Annotated in this window: 16 protein-coding genes; 7 read left to right on the forward strand and 9 right to left on the reverse strand. The window is 40.1% G+C overall.

The window, feature by feature from the left end; all coding sequences use genetic code 11:
- On the reverse strand, positions 1-751 hold a 751-nt coding region (locus B4G94_RS02970; protein WP_286857079.1), incomplete at its 3' end, for a S46 family peptidase.
- Positions 742-1,926: a S46 family peptidase gene (locus tag B4G94_RS02975; RefSeq protein WP_286857081.1), complete on the reverse strand. Its 1,185-nt coding sequence runs from the start codon at positions 1,924-1,926 to the stop codon at positions 742-744. The genes B4G94_RS02970 and B4G94_RS02975, both read right to left, overlap by 10 nt.
- A 176-nt stretch (positions 1,927-2,102) precedes the next feature.
- Here B4G94_RS02975 and B4G94_RS02980 point away from each other — a divergent pair, with 176 nt between their 5' ends.
- From B4G94_RS02980 to B4G94_RS02995, 4 genes are all read left to right on the forward strand, one after another.
- Positions 2,103-3,473, forward strand: coding sequence for a DEAD/DEAH box helicase (locus B4G94_RS02980; RefSeq protein WP_286857082.1), 1,371 nt, complete (start codon positions 2,103-2,105; stop codon positions 3,471-3,473).
- 5 nt (positions 3,474-3,478) lie between these two features.
- Positions 3,479-3,724: a hypothetical protein gene (locus B4G94_RS02985; RefSeq protein WP_165305661.1), complete on the forward strand. Its 246-nt coding sequence runs from the start codon at positions 3,479-3,481 to the stop codon at positions 3,722-3,724.
- Between the two features lie 105 nt (positions 3,725-3,829).
- The gene (gldC, locus tag B4G94_RS02990) at positions 3,830-4,180 is read left to right on the forward strand and encodes a gliding motility protein GldC (protein WP_088160288.1); all 351 of its coding nucleotides are present in this window, start codon (positions 3,830-3,832) and stop codon (positions 4,178-4,180) included.
- A gap of 27 nt (positions 4,181-4,207) precedes the next feature.
- Positions 4,208-4,618 carry an EVE domain-containing protein gene (locus tag B4G94_RS02995; RefSeq protein ID WP_286857083.1) on the forward strand — a complete coding sequence of 137 codons (411 nt, stop codon included), beginning with the start codon at positions 4,208-4,210 and terminating at the stop codon, positions 4,616-4,618.
- A 109-nt stretch (positions 4,619-4,727) separates the two neighbouring features.
- Here B4G94_RS02995 and B4G94_RS03000 read toward each other — a convergent pair whose 3' ends face one another.
- The 7 genes from B4G94_RS03000 to B4G94_RS03030 all read right to left on the reverse strand — a co-directional run bounded on the left by B4G94_RS03000 (position 4,728) and on the right by B4G94_RS03030 (position 12,547).
- Positions 4,728-5,255 carry an acyl-CoA thioesterase gene (locus tag B4G94_RS03000; protein ID WP_108636105.1) on the reverse strand — a complete coding sequence of 176 codons (528 nt, stop codon included), beginning with the start codon at positions 5,253-5,255 and terminating at the stop codon, positions 4,728-4,730.
- Between the two features lie 14 nt (positions 5,256-5,269).
- The gene (locus B4G94_RS03005; protein WP_286857084.1) at positions 5,270-6,184 is read right to left on the reverse strand and encodes an SDR family oxidoreductase; all 915 of its coding nucleotides are present in this window, start codon (positions 6,182-6,184) and stop codon (positions 5,270-5,272) included.
- Positions 6,185-6,308: 124 nt separating this feature from the next.
- The gene (locus B4G94_RS03010) at positions 6,309-7,253 is read right to left on the reverse strand and encodes a M20/M25/M40 family metallo-hydrolase (RefSeq protein ID WP_286857086.1); all 945 of its coding nucleotides are present in this window, start codon (positions 7,251-7,253) and stop codon (positions 6,309-6,311) included.
- Between the two features lie 135 nt (positions 7,254-7,388).
- The gene (locus B4G94_RS03015) at positions 7,389-8,039 is read right to left on the reverse strand and encodes a lipoprotein signal peptidase (RefSeq protein WP_108635909.1); all 651 of its coding nucleotides are present in this window, start codon (positions 8,037-8,039) and stop codon (positions 7,389-7,391) included.
- Positions 8,040-8,093: 54 nt separating this feature from the next.
- Positions 8,094-8,480: a TraR/DksA family transcriptional regulator gene (locus B4G94_RS03020; protein ID WP_046674049.1), complete on the reverse strand. Its 387-nt coding sequence runs from the start codon at positions 8,478-8,480 to the stop codon at positions 8,094-8,096.
- Between the two features lie 3 nt (positions 8,481-8,483).
- Positions 8,484-11,897 (reverse strand): isoleucine--tRNA ligase, encoded by a 3,414-nt coding sequence (gene ileS, locus B4G94_RS03025; RefSeq protein WP_286857089.1) that lies wholly within the window; start codon positions 11,895-11,897, stop codon positions 8,484-8,486.
- A 299-nt stretch (positions 11,898-12,196) separates the two neighbouring features.
- On the reverse strand, positions 12,197-12,547 hold the full coding sequence (locus tag B4G94_RS03030) for a HesB/IscA family protein (RefSeq protein ID WP_108635906.1): 351 nt from the start codon (positions 12,545-12,547) through the stop codon (positions 12,197-12,199).
- Between the two features lie 285 nt (positions 12,548-12,832).
- Between B4G94_RS03030 and glyA the strand changes: the two genes are divergently transcribed.
- The 3 genes from glyA to B4G94_RS03045 all read left to right on the forward strand — a co-directional run bounded on the left by glyA (position 12,833) and on the right by B4G94_RS03045 (position 16,189).
- Complete coding sequence (glyA, locus tag B4G94_RS03035; RefSeq protein ID WP_286857091.1) at positions 12,833-14,104, forward strand: serine hydroxymethyltransferase; 1,272 nt, start codon at positions 12,833-12,835, stop codon at positions 14,102-14,104.
- Positions 14,105-14,673: 569 nt separating this feature from the next.
- The gene (locus B4G94_RS03040; RefSeq protein WP_077437828.1) at positions 14,674-15,264 is read left to right on the forward strand and encodes an RNA polymerase sigma factor; all 591 of its coding nucleotides are present in this window, start codon (positions 14,674-14,676) and stop codon (positions 15,262-15,264) included.
- Positions 15,265-15,493: 229 nt separating this feature from the next.
- Positions 15,494-16,189, forward strand: coding sequence for a zinc metallopeptidase (locus B4G94_RS03045; protein ID WP_108636104.1), 696 nt, complete (start codon positions 15,494-15,496; stop codon positions 16,187-16,189).
- Positions 16,190-16,305: the final 116 nt, after the last annotated feature.

The raw sequence follows: 16,305 nt of genomic DNA on the forward strand, positions 1-16,305 counted from the left end.
TGTCGTTGTCACTTAGGAAGTTTACTGGTAAATACCCTTTTTTGTCAGCATAACGCCCATAGTCCTTATTTTTGTACAGATCCATCAAACGTTGGGGCAAATCGAACTCTTCATCACCTTTTTTGTACTTTGCGATAGTACCTTTTAAAGTCGTGTAGAAGTTCTTGTCAGCGTCATTGCGCGGGTCTTGTGGCAAGCCTTTGATTGAACCATATGAAAGACGCAATGTGCTGTTTGCATCCGGATAGAACTTTCCTTTTGGATTGGAAGCCAACACACCGGCGACGTATTTACGGTAAGCCCCATCAAACTTGTCTTGCTCAACTTTTAAGCTCGGATCTTCCTGACGGTATTTACTGATCAATGCTGAAGATAACTTGTACAACGGATCGTTTGCCAAAATTTCAGCATTTGGATTCTCTAAATAATTGTTCAAACGCTCAGCAGAAGCGAAAATGCTGTTCTTTACGGATTCTTTGATGTAAGCTGTAAAATCATTATTGTTTTTAGCAGCCAACTCAGCAACATAAGGTGCAATATTCCCCGCTTTTTTTGCATATAGATTTAATTCGTCGATCAACACCTGTTCTTCCAAAGGCAGATACATTTTTTCATAGCCAGCATCGATCGCCGATTTTAAGCGAGGAAGAATATCTTTTCTCCGTGCTTCATCGCCTGCAGCATAAACTTCTAAGCCGGAGCCGATCGTGTACGGCAATGTCGCAATCGCACTGGAGCGAATCATTCCCATGAGATAGTTGTCATGTCTCGCTTTCTCGTTGGTTGCGGTATNNAGTAAGCATTAATTATTTTGATCACGTCTCCGTATTCCGCTTTGTTGGCAGCCTTGTTTGCCCATTTGTCAAATTTAACCTCATCTTTAGCTTTTGACGCTGCTGTTTTATGTAAGGTCAACGCGTCAATCATACCTTGGCGGTTTTTCCAATAATTGGCCACCTGAGAGTATTTCGACGCATAATTCAACTTAACTGCTTGATCTTGGTCCATGAATTTTTTCATGGCATCCATGCCCGTTTTGGAGGCCTCTACCCAAGCAGGGTATGCAAATTTTACGTTTTGATTGATTCCACCCGAAGGCATCCAACGGTTTGTACGGCCGGGATAACCCAAGATCATTGCAAAATCGCCTTCTTGAATACCTTTTAAACTGACTGGTAAGAAATGTTTTGGTTTCAACGGAACATTGTCCTGTGCATACTCCGCAGGGTTTCCGTTTCTGTCTGCATAGACACGGAAAATCGAAAAGTCGCCTGTGTGACGTGGCCATTCCCAGTTGTCAGTGTCTCCACCGAATTTACCGATGCTATTTGGTGGCGTTCCGACTAAACGTACATCGTTATAATCTTGGTACACAAAGTAATAATACTCATTACCTTGGTAGAAAGATTTTACCTCAACAACATACTTACCATTTTCGCTGTTCTCCTTTTGGATTTTAGCGATCTCAGCAGCGATAATTTTGTTGCGCTCATCCTCAGTCATTTTATTATTGACCAAACCTAAGATGCGTTTTGAAACATCATCCATTCGTACGAAGAAGCGGACAGATAGGGATTTTGGTTTCAATTCCTCGCTTTTTGTCTTTGCCCAGAAACCATTTGTCAAGTGGTCATTCTCAGGTGTGGACAATTCAGCAATTGCACCATAGCCGCAGTGGTGATTGGTGAATACCAACCCTTGGTCAGAAACAATCTCTGCGGTACAACCACCGCCAAATTGCACAATCGCATCTTTTAAACTCGAGTGGTTAATGCTGTAGATCTCTTCGGCGCTTAAACGAAGACCTTTTTTTTGCATATCAGCCTCATTCAGACGCTTTAGATACATTAAAAACCACATTCCCTCATCGGCAAATGCAGCAAAGCTTGTTGTTATCAGCAACAAACACATCCATAATTTTTTCATATCAACCTGATAAAAAGTTTGTTTATACCCTACAAAAATGCTTTAATTCTGTTAAAAACCAAAATATTAGACTTTATATTATGCTTTTTCCCAATTTTTATGTCAATTAAAAGTAAATGTGTACGGGAATGTCCATCGAGGAAAGTCAAATGGACTCTTTTCCTTATCTTTGTAGGATGCAGCAAACATTTGAAAATTTTAAATTCAATAAACAGATCTTAAACGCGATCACAGAGGCAGGTTATGAACAACCGACTGAGATCCAGGAGAAGGCAATTACACCGATATTGGCGGGGCAAGATGTGATGGGAATAGCCCAGACAGGAACCGGAAAAACGGCTGCATTTGTATTGCCCATCCTGATGAAATTGAAATACGCCCAAGGAATTGATGCGCGAGCGTTGATCTTAACACCAACCAGAGAATTGGCCATGCAGATCGAAGAGAATATCAGGCTATTTTCTACTTACCTCGATTTGCGTTCGGTGGTTTTATACGGCGGACTAGGGCCTAAGACACAGATTGAAACCCTTGAAAAAGGAGTTGATATTATTGTCGCTACACCTGGACGATTCTTGGATTTATATTTGGAAGGACATATTGTCGTGAAGTCACTCAAATTTTTGGTATTGGATGAAGCGGATAAGATGATGGATATGGGTTTCATCAGTAAGATTCACCGCGTATTGGAAATCGTGCCGCGCAAACGCCAAAATTTATTGTTCTCGGCGACCATGAGCGAACTTGTTCGTAAAATTGCCGGTGATTTTCTGGCTTTTCCCACTGTAATAGAAGTTTCTGAACAGGCGACACCGGCTAAAACGGTCAGTCAGGCTTTATATTTTGTTCCCAATCAAAAAACCAAGTTAAATTTACTGCAGCATCTATTGAAAGACGATGAAGCTTTTAGCAGACTGATTGTTTTTTGTAAAACGAAACAAGTTGCGGACAATGTTTTTCATTTCCTGGAACGTAAATATGGCAAAGACGAAGTCCGTGTCATTCATGCCAATAAAGGACAGAACACACGTATCAACTCAATCAATGCATTTAAGGAAGGGAATATCCGTATCCTTGTTGCAACGGATGTGGCGGCACGGGGACTTGATGTTTCCAATGTAAGCCACGTGATCAATTTCGAAGTGCCTATTGTCATCGAAGACTATGTACATCGTATTGGACGTACAGGCCGGGCGTTTAATGAAGGGGATGCGATCACTTTTTGCAATGAGGCCGAGAAATACTATGTTCGAAAAATTGAAAAATTGATCAAACAGAGTATTCCGGTGTATCCAATCCCAGAGGAGGTATTCGTGGAGAAGACGCCTTTTCAGGAGAAACAGGATATTGCACGCGATATTGATAATCAAAAGAAAAAAGATAACCCGGATTATCAGGGCGCTTTCCATGAGAAAAAATATGTGATCAAACAAAAGGAAGTCCGCGAAGCGCAACGTGCCTCAGGTTATAAGCCAAAGGCCAAAAGCAAGGGCAAATCGGGCGGTGGTAAATCTACAGGACCAAGCCGTAATTTCAAGAAACGATAACCAACATGCGGTTTACCCCATTAAATATTGCTAGTGCATGTTTGGTCGCCTGGTTTGTCATGGAAAATCCCAATGACGAAAAGGCACTCTTTACATGGGGAGCGTTTATCGCGTTGATGGTACTACTGACAGTGGTAGATATTTTGTTTAGAGTACTCATTAAAGAAAATAAGAAAATGTGGCTGTTGCAACTGGCATTTTTGGTCCTAGTCTGTGTAGTAAGTTTGATCATAAAGGTAACAGTCAGTTGATAAATAAAAAAGGAAATTAAAAAAACGGAGATGGTGCGGAAGCCGTGGGCTGGTTGAGGTAAAATCTCAATACTTTATACGCCTTTCTCAATACTCAATACTAAAATGAAAAAAGCAGAAATAAAATTACAAGTAGAGCTTGACGAAAACAATGTTCCTGAAAACATCATGTGGTCGTCCACAGACGGAAATAATGCGGAAGAATTACCCGCGAAAGCGATGTTTTTAGCCCTATGGGATTCACATTATAAAAATTCAATGCGTATCGACCTTTGGACAAAAGACATGCCGTACGATGAGATGAAGCGTTTTTTTTACGAAACTTTACAAACTTTGGGCGACTCCTTTATCCGTTCCTCGGGCGGAGATCCCATGGCCGAGAAGGTTATTGGTGACTTGCGCGATTACTGTGCGCATTTCGCGGACAAAATGGAAGTATTAATGCCACAACAATAGTTTTTAACGCTTAACAAACAGTTGATTATGCAATATTTCTTAGTGAAATCTGAACCATTTAAATATAGTTGGGAGCAATTTAATAAAGATGGACAGACGTTTTGGGATGGTGTTCGCAATTACCAGGCTAGGAATAACATGAAAGCGATGAAGGAAGGCGATTTGGTCCTTTTCTATCATAGCAACGAGGGAAAGGATGTCGTTGGTGTCGCGAAGGTAGTGAAAGAATTTTATCAGGACCCAACAACCGATGATGAACGCTGGGTTGTCGTAGACTTGGCTCCTGTTGAAACACTGAAGAAATCTGTTACGCTGGATACCATCAAAGCAGATGAGCAATTACAGGATATCGCTTTGGTGAGACAGGGCCGTCTATCGGTGATGCCGCTAAAGCCTGAGGAATTCGACCGGATCTTAGCTTTAGGCAATGGGGAGTAACCATTCGAAATAAAAGGTGCAAAATCATATTTTTTGTAGCCAATAAAAAGAAAGCGAGTACATGTCGACATGTACTCGCTTTCTTTTATAGCAATGTATCAGTCCTATATTAGTTTTTCTGGCTGAACAGACTGACCAATGCTTTTAGTTTTTTTGCATTTTCGGGCTTTAGTTTTCCCGCGAGAATAAGGCGAAGCTCTCTGCGTTGCAATGCATCTTCATAAGCTTTGTGTTCTGATTCTGTTTCAGGAATCAATACCGGCACAGTTTTAGGGTTATTGTCGGCATCAACGGCAACAAAAGTATAATACGCTTCATTGGTTTTTACGCGAGTGCCCTCCGGCAAATTTGATGCAAAAATTTCCATGCGTACCTCTAACGAACTGTTAAATGCACGGGTGACTTGTGCCTGTATGGTGACCACTTCACCCAGTTTGATCGAACGCTTAAAAGATACATTATCTACAGATACCGTAACGACCACATTGCTACAATGCTTCTGTGCAGCAATAGCCGAACAGATATCCATCCAATATAATAAACGGCCGCCCATGAGATTTCCAAACGTATTGGTATCATTCGGAAGGACCAATTCATTCATCTCCGTGTATGACTCTCTCGCAAATTTCTCTATCATATTATTTTTTGTCATTATCTTCCAAGTTCCTTAGATTGCCTATCAATTATTGCCAAGGACTCCACAAATGACGTCGGTACATAGCCCAGTTCGTTTTTGGATTTACTGAGATCAAAACCTGTCAGACGCGGCCTGTTGTCCGCTTGTCCGATACTTGCTGCACTGATTTCCGAGATCAATGATTTGTCCAGTTGCCAATAATCTGCAATTGCATAAACCGCTTCATTGATGGACATCAATTCTGCCCCGGAGATATGGAATATCCCCTGAGCGTTTCGTTCAATGGCCAATTGACAAGCATACGCTAAATCATCTACAAATGTAGGCATTCTCCATTGGTCATTGACTACTTTTATCGCTTCTTTTTGTATAAGCTTTCCCTTTGCCCATAGCACTAAATTGGAGCGGTTTGGGTCAGCATTTATACCATAGACTAAAATTGTACGTAAAATGGCATACTTGCAGGAAGATTGTTCGAGTACTTGCTCCGAGGCATGTTTACTTTTCCCATATTCACTTTGGGGATTTGGTAAATCCTGTTCATGATAGGGACTACCTTTTTTGCCATCGAATACGAAATCGGTGGAGAGATGAACCAACTGTGCCTGATTTTTTTCGCAGTAGCTCGCCAAGGTTTGTACCAGATCTACATTGATCAGCTGGCAGGCCGCCTTATCGACCTCACATGCTTCGACACTGGTCATCGCTGCAGTATGTACAATCGTATCAAAGCTATGACTGGATAAAAAATCCGTCAGTTTTGTATGATCCAGTAAATCAATCTGCTCAAATACATATCCAACTTGATTTGGATTTCTGTTTGAGCCTTTTGAAATGGCTGTAACTTCATAGCGGTCATCTCCGGCAAGTAGGTCTACGACCTTTTGACCCAAAAAGCCGTTGGATCCTGTGACAAGAATTTTTTTCATCCGTATAGTTATTTTTTATCCGTCTTTTAGTTCAATAGGGACTTACACTGTATCATTCATCCCGATCAAGTTGTTTCCGGGACTAAGCCGGGATTCTAAAAAAAACAAGCGGGATTTTATATATTTAGTTCGTCCAGATAAAATCCATTTTATCGGACTGTTTCATCACATTTTCAATCACCGATTTTTCCAGGTCAAGAATAGATTTCAATGCCTTGTAATCAATTTTGTCTGCATCATCGGTAGGCATGTGGTAGTCTGGATGCCCACCGGTATGGAAAAATAATACTGGAATATTCTTTTTATAAAAGGAAGTCTGATCGGATCCGCCGTTACCGTCCTTGCTCAGGTTAAATTTTATTGGTGCCTGGATATCTTTAAAAATCGTTGGCCATTGGCTGCTTGTGCCATATCCGATGACGGCAAGTCCATTGTCAGAATTATAGCGGCCGATCATATCCATATTGAGCATGGCGGTGATTTTTTCAAGCGGTAGGGTGGGGTGCTCCGTAAAATATTTGGAACCTACTAATCCCAGCTCCTCAGCGCCAAAGGCTATAAATAATAGATTGTAAGGTTCTTTTTCCTTGTTGGTACTAAAATAACGGGCAAGTTCCAATAAACCGGCGGTACCGGAAGCATTATCATCAGCACCATTGTGGATTTTTCCCACACCTAAGGAATCTTTTGAACTACCTTGGTGGCCTGTACCCAAATGATCGTAATGAGCACCTATCACCACTGTCAGGGCTGCTCCATTATCAACAAAGCCGATAATGTTGTCTGCATCACGGATACTGTCGGCTACTTTCACTTTCCATACTTTGGCTTTGAAAGACTGACGGTAACCATGGTCACCTTTGGGCTGTAATTTATATTTTTTGAATTCTTTTTCGATATAGTCTGCTGCTTTGAATACTTCTTTGCTACCCGTTCCTCTACCTTTCATCTTGTCATCTGCCAGGTAGTAGATATGTTTTTTTAGCTTTGGAATTTCAATTTGCTGTGCTAGCGCGTATTTTGTCACAAAAAGTAAGCAGACGATTAGGAATAAGTTTATGTTTTTCATTTTTGATGTTTAGTGTGGAGATCACCATTACCTACATGACTAGGTTACTTGATAACCGGATTATGATCCCCATTTTATTTTTAACTTTTTAAAAGAAAAGCCTTGTGATTAACAAGGCTTTTGTAATATATTTCGTTAATCTTCAACGATTTCGCTATGGATACTAGATTTTTCCTCTTTTTCCGTTTTAAAATACCGTTTTTGGAATAGTAGTATTAACACAACACCTACTGAGATTGCCGAATCAGCGATATTAAAAACTGGCCTGAAGAATAGAAAATCTTCGCCACCCCAAAAAGGTACCCAGGTAGGGAAAGTTCCTTCGATTAATGGGAAATAAAGCATATCGACGACTTTTCCATGCAAGAAGGATGAATACCCCCCGGCAGCTGGAAATAAGGATGCTTTGTCGTAAAAGGTGCTCTCACTGAAGATCACCCCATAGAATGCCGAATCAATGATATTGCCCAAAGCACCGGCGAGAATCAAGGCTACATTTAATATAAAACCACGGTTGTATTTATTCTTAATCATGTAGTGTAGACCATAGCCAATACCAGCGACGGCCAGTATCCGAAACACGGTCAGGAACAATTTCCCGTAATCGCCACCAAATTCCATTCCATAAGCCATTCCGTTATTTTCAATAAAATGGATCTGGAAGAATTTGCCTAATATGTGATGACTTTGTCCAATTGTCATAGAGAGCTTAACCCATATTTTTGACAATTGGTCTATTAAAAGAATCGCGACAATTAGTGCGACTGGTTTCGTATACCCCTTCATTGTGCTATAAAAATGGTCTTTGCCGGAGCAAAGACCATATATTTTTGCTTAAAATTAATATTGTTTGTTTTTCGCTTCGATGCTCAACGTCGTATGCGGAACAGCTTTCAAACGTTCTTTTTGAATCAGTTTTCCGGTTTCTCTACAGATACCATACGTTTTGTTCTCGATGCGCACCAACGCTGCTTCAAGGTTGTCGATAAACTTCTTTTGACGCGCAGCCAATTGGTTGGTTTGCTCTTTCTCCAACGTTGCAGAACCATCCTCTAAGGTCTTGTAAGTACCCGCAGTATCGTCTGTACCATTCGCATTGCTGTTATTGAGCGTTGCTGTCAACGAGGAAAGCTCTTCTTTTGCTATTCTAAGCTTGTCCAAGATAATATCTTTAAATTCTTGTAATTCTGAATCGCTATAGCGTGTTTTCTCGTTGTTGTTTGCCATAATTTAATTTTTTTGGATTAATGCCTTAAGTTCTTTGCCATCGATCTCGATGGTCTCTCCTTCAGTTAGTGAATCTTCAAATACCAATGAATCGGCTAGAATTTCGGTGCAAATATAAGATAAATTTTCTTTCGCTGCATTGACTACTTCTGAGGCTGCTGTTAACTTTACGTTAATTCTATCAGTCACTTCAAGTCCTTTTTCCTTCCGTAAATTTTGTAGACGGTTGATCAATTCTCTTGATAAACCTTCCTTTTTCAATTCTTCGGTAATATGGACATCCAATGCTACGGTCAATTTACCCAGATTAGCAACTTGCCATCCCTCCACATCCTCTGCTATAATTTCTACATCGCTCAATAGAATAGTATATGGCGTGCCCGTTAAGGCCAATTCACCTGCTGATTCCAATGTACTGATTTGATCTATAGTCAACGATTGGATAGATGAAGAAACTAACTTCATATCCTTACCAACTTTCGCGCCAAGAGCTTTGAAGTTTGGTTTTATTTTTTTCTTGATTATACCAGTTGTATCCGTAATAAACTCAATATCTTTGATATTGGTTTCCGAAAGTATCAAATCTTTTACTTTTTCTACCTTCTCTTGAAAAGCACTGTCCAATACTGGAACGAGGATTTTGTTTAATGGCTGACGCACATTGATCGACGTTTTCTTACGTAGTGAAAGTGTCAACGACGAAATATCCTGCGCCAAGGCCATGCGTTCTTCCAGATCTTTATCCACTAGTCTTTCATCGTATACGGGGAAGTTGGCTAAATGAACTGACTCGACTTGTTCCTTATTGGTTGCAGTATTCAAATCCAGGAATAGTCTATCCGAGAAGAATGGCGATATCGGTGACATTAATTTCGCAATTGTATCCAAACAAGTGTATAATGTCTGATATGCAGAAATCTTATCTTCGGTATATTCTCCTTTCCAGAAACGACGACGGCACAAACGAACGTACCAGTTACTCAAGTGTTCGTCCACAAAGTTTTGGATTGCACGTGCAGCTTTTGTCGGTTCGTAATCCGCTAGATATTCATCCACTTCTTTCGTTAGTGAATTTAGTAACGAGATAATCCAGCGGTCGATTTCAGGACGGTTTTCTAATGCAATATCTGGTTCTGCATAGGAGAACTTATCAATGTTGGCATAAAGTGCAAAAAACGCGTAGGTATTGTATAACGTGCCAAAGAATTTGCGGCGTACCTCATCCAATCCTTCCATGTTGAATTTTAAGTTGTCCCAAGGAGCTGCATTGCTGATCATATACCAACGGGTAGCATCAGCACTATATTGATCGATCGTCGAGAAAGGATCAACGCCATTGCCTAAGCGTTTGGACATCTTATTTCCGTTTTTATCCAATACCAATCCATTGGAAACAACGTTTTTGAAAGAGACCGATTTATACATCATCGTGGAGATCGCATGTAGCGTAAAGAACCATCCACGAGTCTGATCAACTCCTTCCGCAATGAAGTCTGCTGGGTATGCATGATTGAATCCATCTTTAAATGGAAACTCTTCCCCTCTTGCCAATTTTTCGTGATCCAACCCCCATTGTGCATAAGGCATTGCTCCCGAATCGAACCATACGTCAATTAAATCAGGCTCACGGAATAATTTTTGACCAGCGTCAGAAACAAGAACGATGTCGTCAACATATGGACGGTGTAAATCCAGTTTTTCTGTGTCAAATTTGTCTAGGTAGACTTGGTTTTTCGCTTTCTCATCTGCGGATAGAATATCCGAAGTCAGGGAAGCCTCTAACAAAGACTTTAATTCAGGTAGCGAACCGATACAAACCTCTTCATTCTCATCTTCTGAACGCCAGATTGGAAGTGGTGTTCCCCAGTAACGAGAACGGGAAAGGTTCCAATCAACCAGGTTTTCCAACCAGTTTCCAAAGCGCCCTGTTCCAGTTGCTTCCGGTTTCCAGTTGATTGTTTTATTTAAAGCTACCAAATCCTCCTTTACCGCAGTAGTACGGATAAACCAGCTATCCAATGGATAGTATAAAACTGGTTTGTCTGTACGCCAACAGTGTGGGTAGGTGTGCTCGTATTTTTTTACATCAAATGCTTTATTATCCTCTTTTAGTTTGATCGAGATCAAGACGTCAGTAGGTTTGAAGTCCTCTTTCGCACGTTCTTCTGCACTGTAGTATTCCTCTTTCACAAATCGTCCTGCGAAATCGGTGATTTCATTCACAAAGCGACCCGTACGGTCTACCGTAGGAACATCTTTTCCATTTTCGTCTTTCACCAAAATACCCGGTACACCGTGTTCTTTCGCTACACGAAAGTCATCCGCACCATAAGTCGGCGCAGCATGTACGATACCCGTACCATCTTCGGTGGTCACAAAGTCACCAGGGATTACACGGAAAGCATTCTCTTGTAAATCTTCATTGGTGATATAAGGCAACAATTGTTCATAACGTAAGCCTACAAGCTCTTCGCCTACAAATTCTGTTGCAAGTTCCCAAGGGATAACTTTATCACCCAACTTATAGTCTTGGAACGAGGCATCTTGTCCCTCTGCCTTAAAATGCTTGCTGATCAGATCTTTTGCCAATACAACAGATATTGGTGCACCTGTATATTTATTGAAAGTTCTGATTTTGACATAGTTTATTTTCTTACCAACTACCAAGGCTGTATTGGACGGTAAGGTCCAAGGCGTAGTTGTCCAGGCGATAAATGCAACATCTTCGGCTTCATCGTCTACTAATTTTTCAATTGCGGGATGGAGCTGGCTTTTGATCAATCTAAATTCAGCAACAATTGTTGTATCCTTCACATCTTTATACGTACCCGGTTGATTAAGCTCATGCGAACTCAATCCTGTACCTGCAGCAGGTGAATAAGGTTGAATGGTGTAACCCTTATACAATAAGCCTTTTTTATATAGCTCTTTTAACAAATACCATAATGTTTCAATGTATTCGTTTTTATATGTGATGTAAGGATGCTCTAGATCGACCCAATACCCCATTTTGTTGGTTAGGTCATTCCATACATCGGTATATTTCATCACTTCCTTGCGGCAAGCGTCGTTATACTCTTCTACGGTAATCTTTTTGCCAATATCCTCCTTAGTAATACCAAGAGCTTTCTCGACAGCAAGTTCAATTGGAAGGCCATGGGTATCCCAGCCTCCTTTTCGTTTTACCTGGTAGCCTTTCAATGTCTTGTAGCGACAGAAAATATCCTTAATCGTACGAGCCATCACGTGATGGATCCCAGGCATTCCATTCGCAGAAGGTGGCCCTTCAAAAAATGTATATGACTTGCTCTCAGGGCGATTATTGATACTTTTTTCGAATATTTTTTCCTGTTCCCAACGGGTCAAAATCTCTTTACCGATCTCCGGTAAATTTAACTGCTTATATTCTTTGTACATCAGACTGTTGTATGCTTCTTTTCTAAAGGTCGCTAATTTAGTGAATTATGATGGAAAAAGAAAGAGGGCTTTGTAGCTGTAATATCATTAAATGCGGAGTTCCTATTTTTGAAAATTCACGGTACTGTCAAAACGGAAGGATTGTACGGATAGGAGTACTCAAACTCGAAATGAAAGCTAGAAAAGCAGGGGAGTTATGTTGGACAATGAGCTATTCGAGCTGCTGGAATCAGCATGAAACAAAAAAGGGATTGCGCATTGCAGTCCCCTTTCTGTTGGAATATGTGTAAAATTTCAACTTATGCTGAAAAACTGCTTCCACAACCACAAGTGCTACTTGCATTTGGATTATTGAAAGTAAAACCTCTTGCGTCAAGTCCTGATTTGAAGTCAATTTCCATGCCTGCAAGATATAAGCCATGTGCTTTGTTCATAAAAATGCGGATTCCTTCAATTTCGTACTCGCTGTCGCCATCTTTTTTCTGGTCAAAACCAAGGATATAACTCATACCTGAACAACCTCCACCTTCTACACCGACACGTAAACCAAAATCATCAGAAATTTCTTGTTGATCTTTTAATTTATTGAGTTCCTTGATTGCCCCTTGCGTTAAGGTAACAGGAGCAATTGCTGTATGTTCTGTGCTCATTTTGATAATGTTTTAGCCAATTCTTTAACAAAAATACATATTTTTAATTGCAAATCGCCCGCCGTAGATTTTTTGACATTTACAAAACATTCAATTTTTATTGGATTGGGGGGCTCCAAATAGGAGTTAAAAGGAAACCTTGTTAATTAGCTAATTCGCATAAATAAGCCTATTTTTCTAAGAACATTTAATAAAATATGGCTTTTTGTCGATATTCTTTATGGAATATGCTATCTTTGAGGCATTAAAATAAAAACAAAATTTACTTTACAACATTTAAAAACAATGGAAAGAGATCAAGCCATTTTTAATTTAATAGCTGATGAGCTGAAACGCCAAGAAGAAGGTATTGAATTAATTGCTTCGGAAAACTTTGTTTCAAAACAAGTGATGGAAGCTGCTGGTTCAGTGTTGACAAATAAATATGCAGAAGGCCTCCCAGGAAAACGTTACTATGGAGGTTGTGAAGTTGTGGATGAAATTGAAACCATCGCAATTGATCGTGCAAAGCAATTATTTGGCGCAGAATGGGTAAATGTTCAACCTCACTCTGGAGCACAGGCAAATGCGGCTGTTTTTTTGGCGACAATCAAACCTGGAGACAAAATTTTAGGTCTTGATTTATCTCATGGTGGACACTTGACTCACGGATCACCGGCAAACCTTTCTGGTAAGATCTATCAACCATTATTTTACGGTGTAAAAGAAGATACAGGTCTGATTGATTACGAACAGTTGGAAGAAACGGCACTTCGTGAAAAACCAAAAATGATTATCTGCGGTGCTTCAGCTTATTCCCGTGACTGGGACTATGCACGCATCCGTAAAGTTGCTGATGAAATCGGTGCGATTGTTTTGGCTGATATTTCTCATCCTGCAGGTTTGATCGCTCGTGGTTTATTGAATGATCCACTTCCACATTGTCATATCGTTACTACAACGACACATAAAACACTACGTGGTCCACGTGGTGGTATGATTATGGTTGGTAAGGACTTTGAAAACACTTGGGGTATCAAAACACCTAAAGGTGAAACCCGTACAATCACACAGTTGTTGGATTTAGCTGTTTTTCCAGGCACACAAGGCGGTCCTTTGGAACATACAATTGCTGCAAAAGCAATTGCTTACGGCGAAGCTTTATCTGACGAATACATGGAGTACATTGTTCAGGTGAAGAAAAATGCAGCGGCATTGGCGAAGTTCTTCGTTGAGAAAGATTATAAGATTATCTCTGGCGGTACGGATAACCACTTGATGTTAGTGGATCTACGAAACAAAGATATTTCTGGTAAAGAAGCAGAAGCGGTATTGGGTAAAGCGGGTATCACAACCAACAAAAATATGGTTCCTTTTGATACACGTTCTCCTTTTGTGACTTCAGGTGTACGTTTTGGTACTGCGGCGATCACAACACGTGGAATCAAAGAAAATGAAATTGTTCAAATCGGAGAATTAATTGACGAAGCATTGCAAAATGCATCGAACGATGCTGAATTGGATAAAATCCATGGCAAGGTGAAAGCCATGATGGCTGAATTTCCATTGTATAAATAAGACGATTGTTCCTATATAGAATAGCGGAATTGCCCAAGGTAATTCCGCTATTTTCGTTTTGGGTCTAAGCTACATTTGCAAGTCCCGGCTCTGCTTATGTTCGTTCCCTTCTTTTAACATGTTATTTTCGAGACAGTATGAACTGCGAAACCAGCTTATAATTTCCTGCCGGCAATATGGAGACAGCCTTTGGGATAATAGGCGTTTTATACTAAAATAACAGCGAGTTAACAGCGGTTTGATACGCTTTCATCCAATGAGGTCTGGACCAGGTTCCTGTAAGCTCCCTGTTATCGGTCAATTTGGGTCAGCGTAATTCACCGGATAAGTCGAAGCAGACCTAAGTATGTCAGGTGCTTTTTTGCGAAGGGAAGGAAGTTTTTAATTTTTAAAATGTTAAAAAGTCTTAAAATAAAATGTAAAAATTTGATTACTCAATAATTTTACGGTACTTTGAGCTAGTATTAATTGATTGTTTTACAATAAGAAAGGAACACTATACGCTAAACATTTACATTTTACAACAGAACTGATAATTTAATTGCGAACTGCTAAAAAGTAAGTGACGTATGAGACTTTTGAAAAGTAAGAGTGATCAAGAATTGATCCAAATGTATGTCGGTGGCCAGGAGTCCGGCCTAGAGGCATTGTTGAATCGATATAAATCGAAGATTTACACCTCTATATATATGAAAGTAAAAGACGAATATCTTGCTGAAGATATTTTCCAGGAGACTTTCATTAAAATCATCAATACCTTAAAATCTGGCAAATACAACGAAGAGGGGAAATTTTTGCCTTGGGCGATCCGTATTGCGCATAATATGATCGTTGACTTTTTCAGAAAAGCCAAACGGGCTCCCAATATTGTAAATGCAGATGGTTTTGACATTTTTGAAGTGTTGGAGTTCAGTGATGAAAGTGCTGAGTCTAAGATGCTGAAACAACAGGTGGATGTCGATTTAAAGAAAATGATACAGAAACTACCGGATGATCAGAAAGAGGTTTTGATTATGCGCCATTTTTGTGATATGAGCTTTAAGGATATTGCCGAGATAACAGAGGTGAGTATCAATACTGCGTTAGGAAGAATGCGCTATGCTTTGAGCAATCTGCGAAAAATGATAGAAGGCTCTGATTTGGTCTTTCAGATGGGATAATGAAAAAAATACTATAATTTAGAAAATAACAATAACGGGGGTGAGGTTTTCATCCCCTTTTTTATGCTACAATGTCATGTCGGCATCAGAAGAATTTGTTCTTTTTGTCAGTTATACGCTTTTTATTATCTTAGAAATTCATGTCTTAATCAATTTATGGGAATTGGAATAGGGTTTGATAGTCATATCGAAACTATTAAAAGATAATAACGATAAAAATATAAAAGCTATGTACTTGATTTTATTTATTGGAATAATGGTGGTAAGCCTAATTGTCCAGACACGATTTAAAAACAAATTTAAGAAGTATTCGGAGATGCCATTGGGGAATGGAATGTCAGGTGCTGAGATCGCACTGAAAATGCTGAACGATAACGGGATTTATGACGTAAAAGTAATCTCCATTCCTGATCGTTTGGGAGATCATTACAACCCATCGGATAAAACGGTAAACCTGAGTCCTGAAGTGTATAGTGGTCGTAGTGTGGCGGCTGCGGCAGTCGCGGCGCATGAATGTGGTCACGCTGTCCAGCATGCAAAGGCCTACAAATGGTTGGGTTTCCGTTCGGCAATGGTGCCTATGGTCAATGCGGCTTCCAAACTGACCTCTTGGGTATTGATGCTGGGTGTGATGTTATTTGCATTTTCCAAAGGCGGTAATCCTTGGTTGTTGGCCGTGGGTGTAGGTGCTTTGGCTATTACAACAATTTTCTCGTTCATCACACTTCCGGTAGAATTCGATGCATCAAACCGGGCGCTAGCGTGGTTAAATCATGCCGGAGTTACCTATAATGGTGAGGAGCACGATGGTGCCAAGGATGCGTTAAAATGGGCTGCCATGACGTATGTAGTTGCTGCTTTGAGTGCCTTGGTAACACTTTTATACTATGCGTCTATGTTATTTGGCGGGCGTAGAAGCGAGTAAAGAACGATTTAACAACTTTAGCATATAAAAAAATGCGATTATTTTTAATAGTCGCATTTTTTATGGGGTGTTAATGAGGTTACTACAGACAATTTTTTTAACTTTGCTGTTTATAT

Origin of the sequence: Sphingobacterium sp. UBA7625 (assembly GCF_002484085.1) — a bacterium.
Classification (GTDB): Bacteria; Bacteroidota; Bacteroidia; order Sphingobacteriales; family Sphingobacteriaceae; genus Sphingobacterium; species Sphingobacterium athyrii.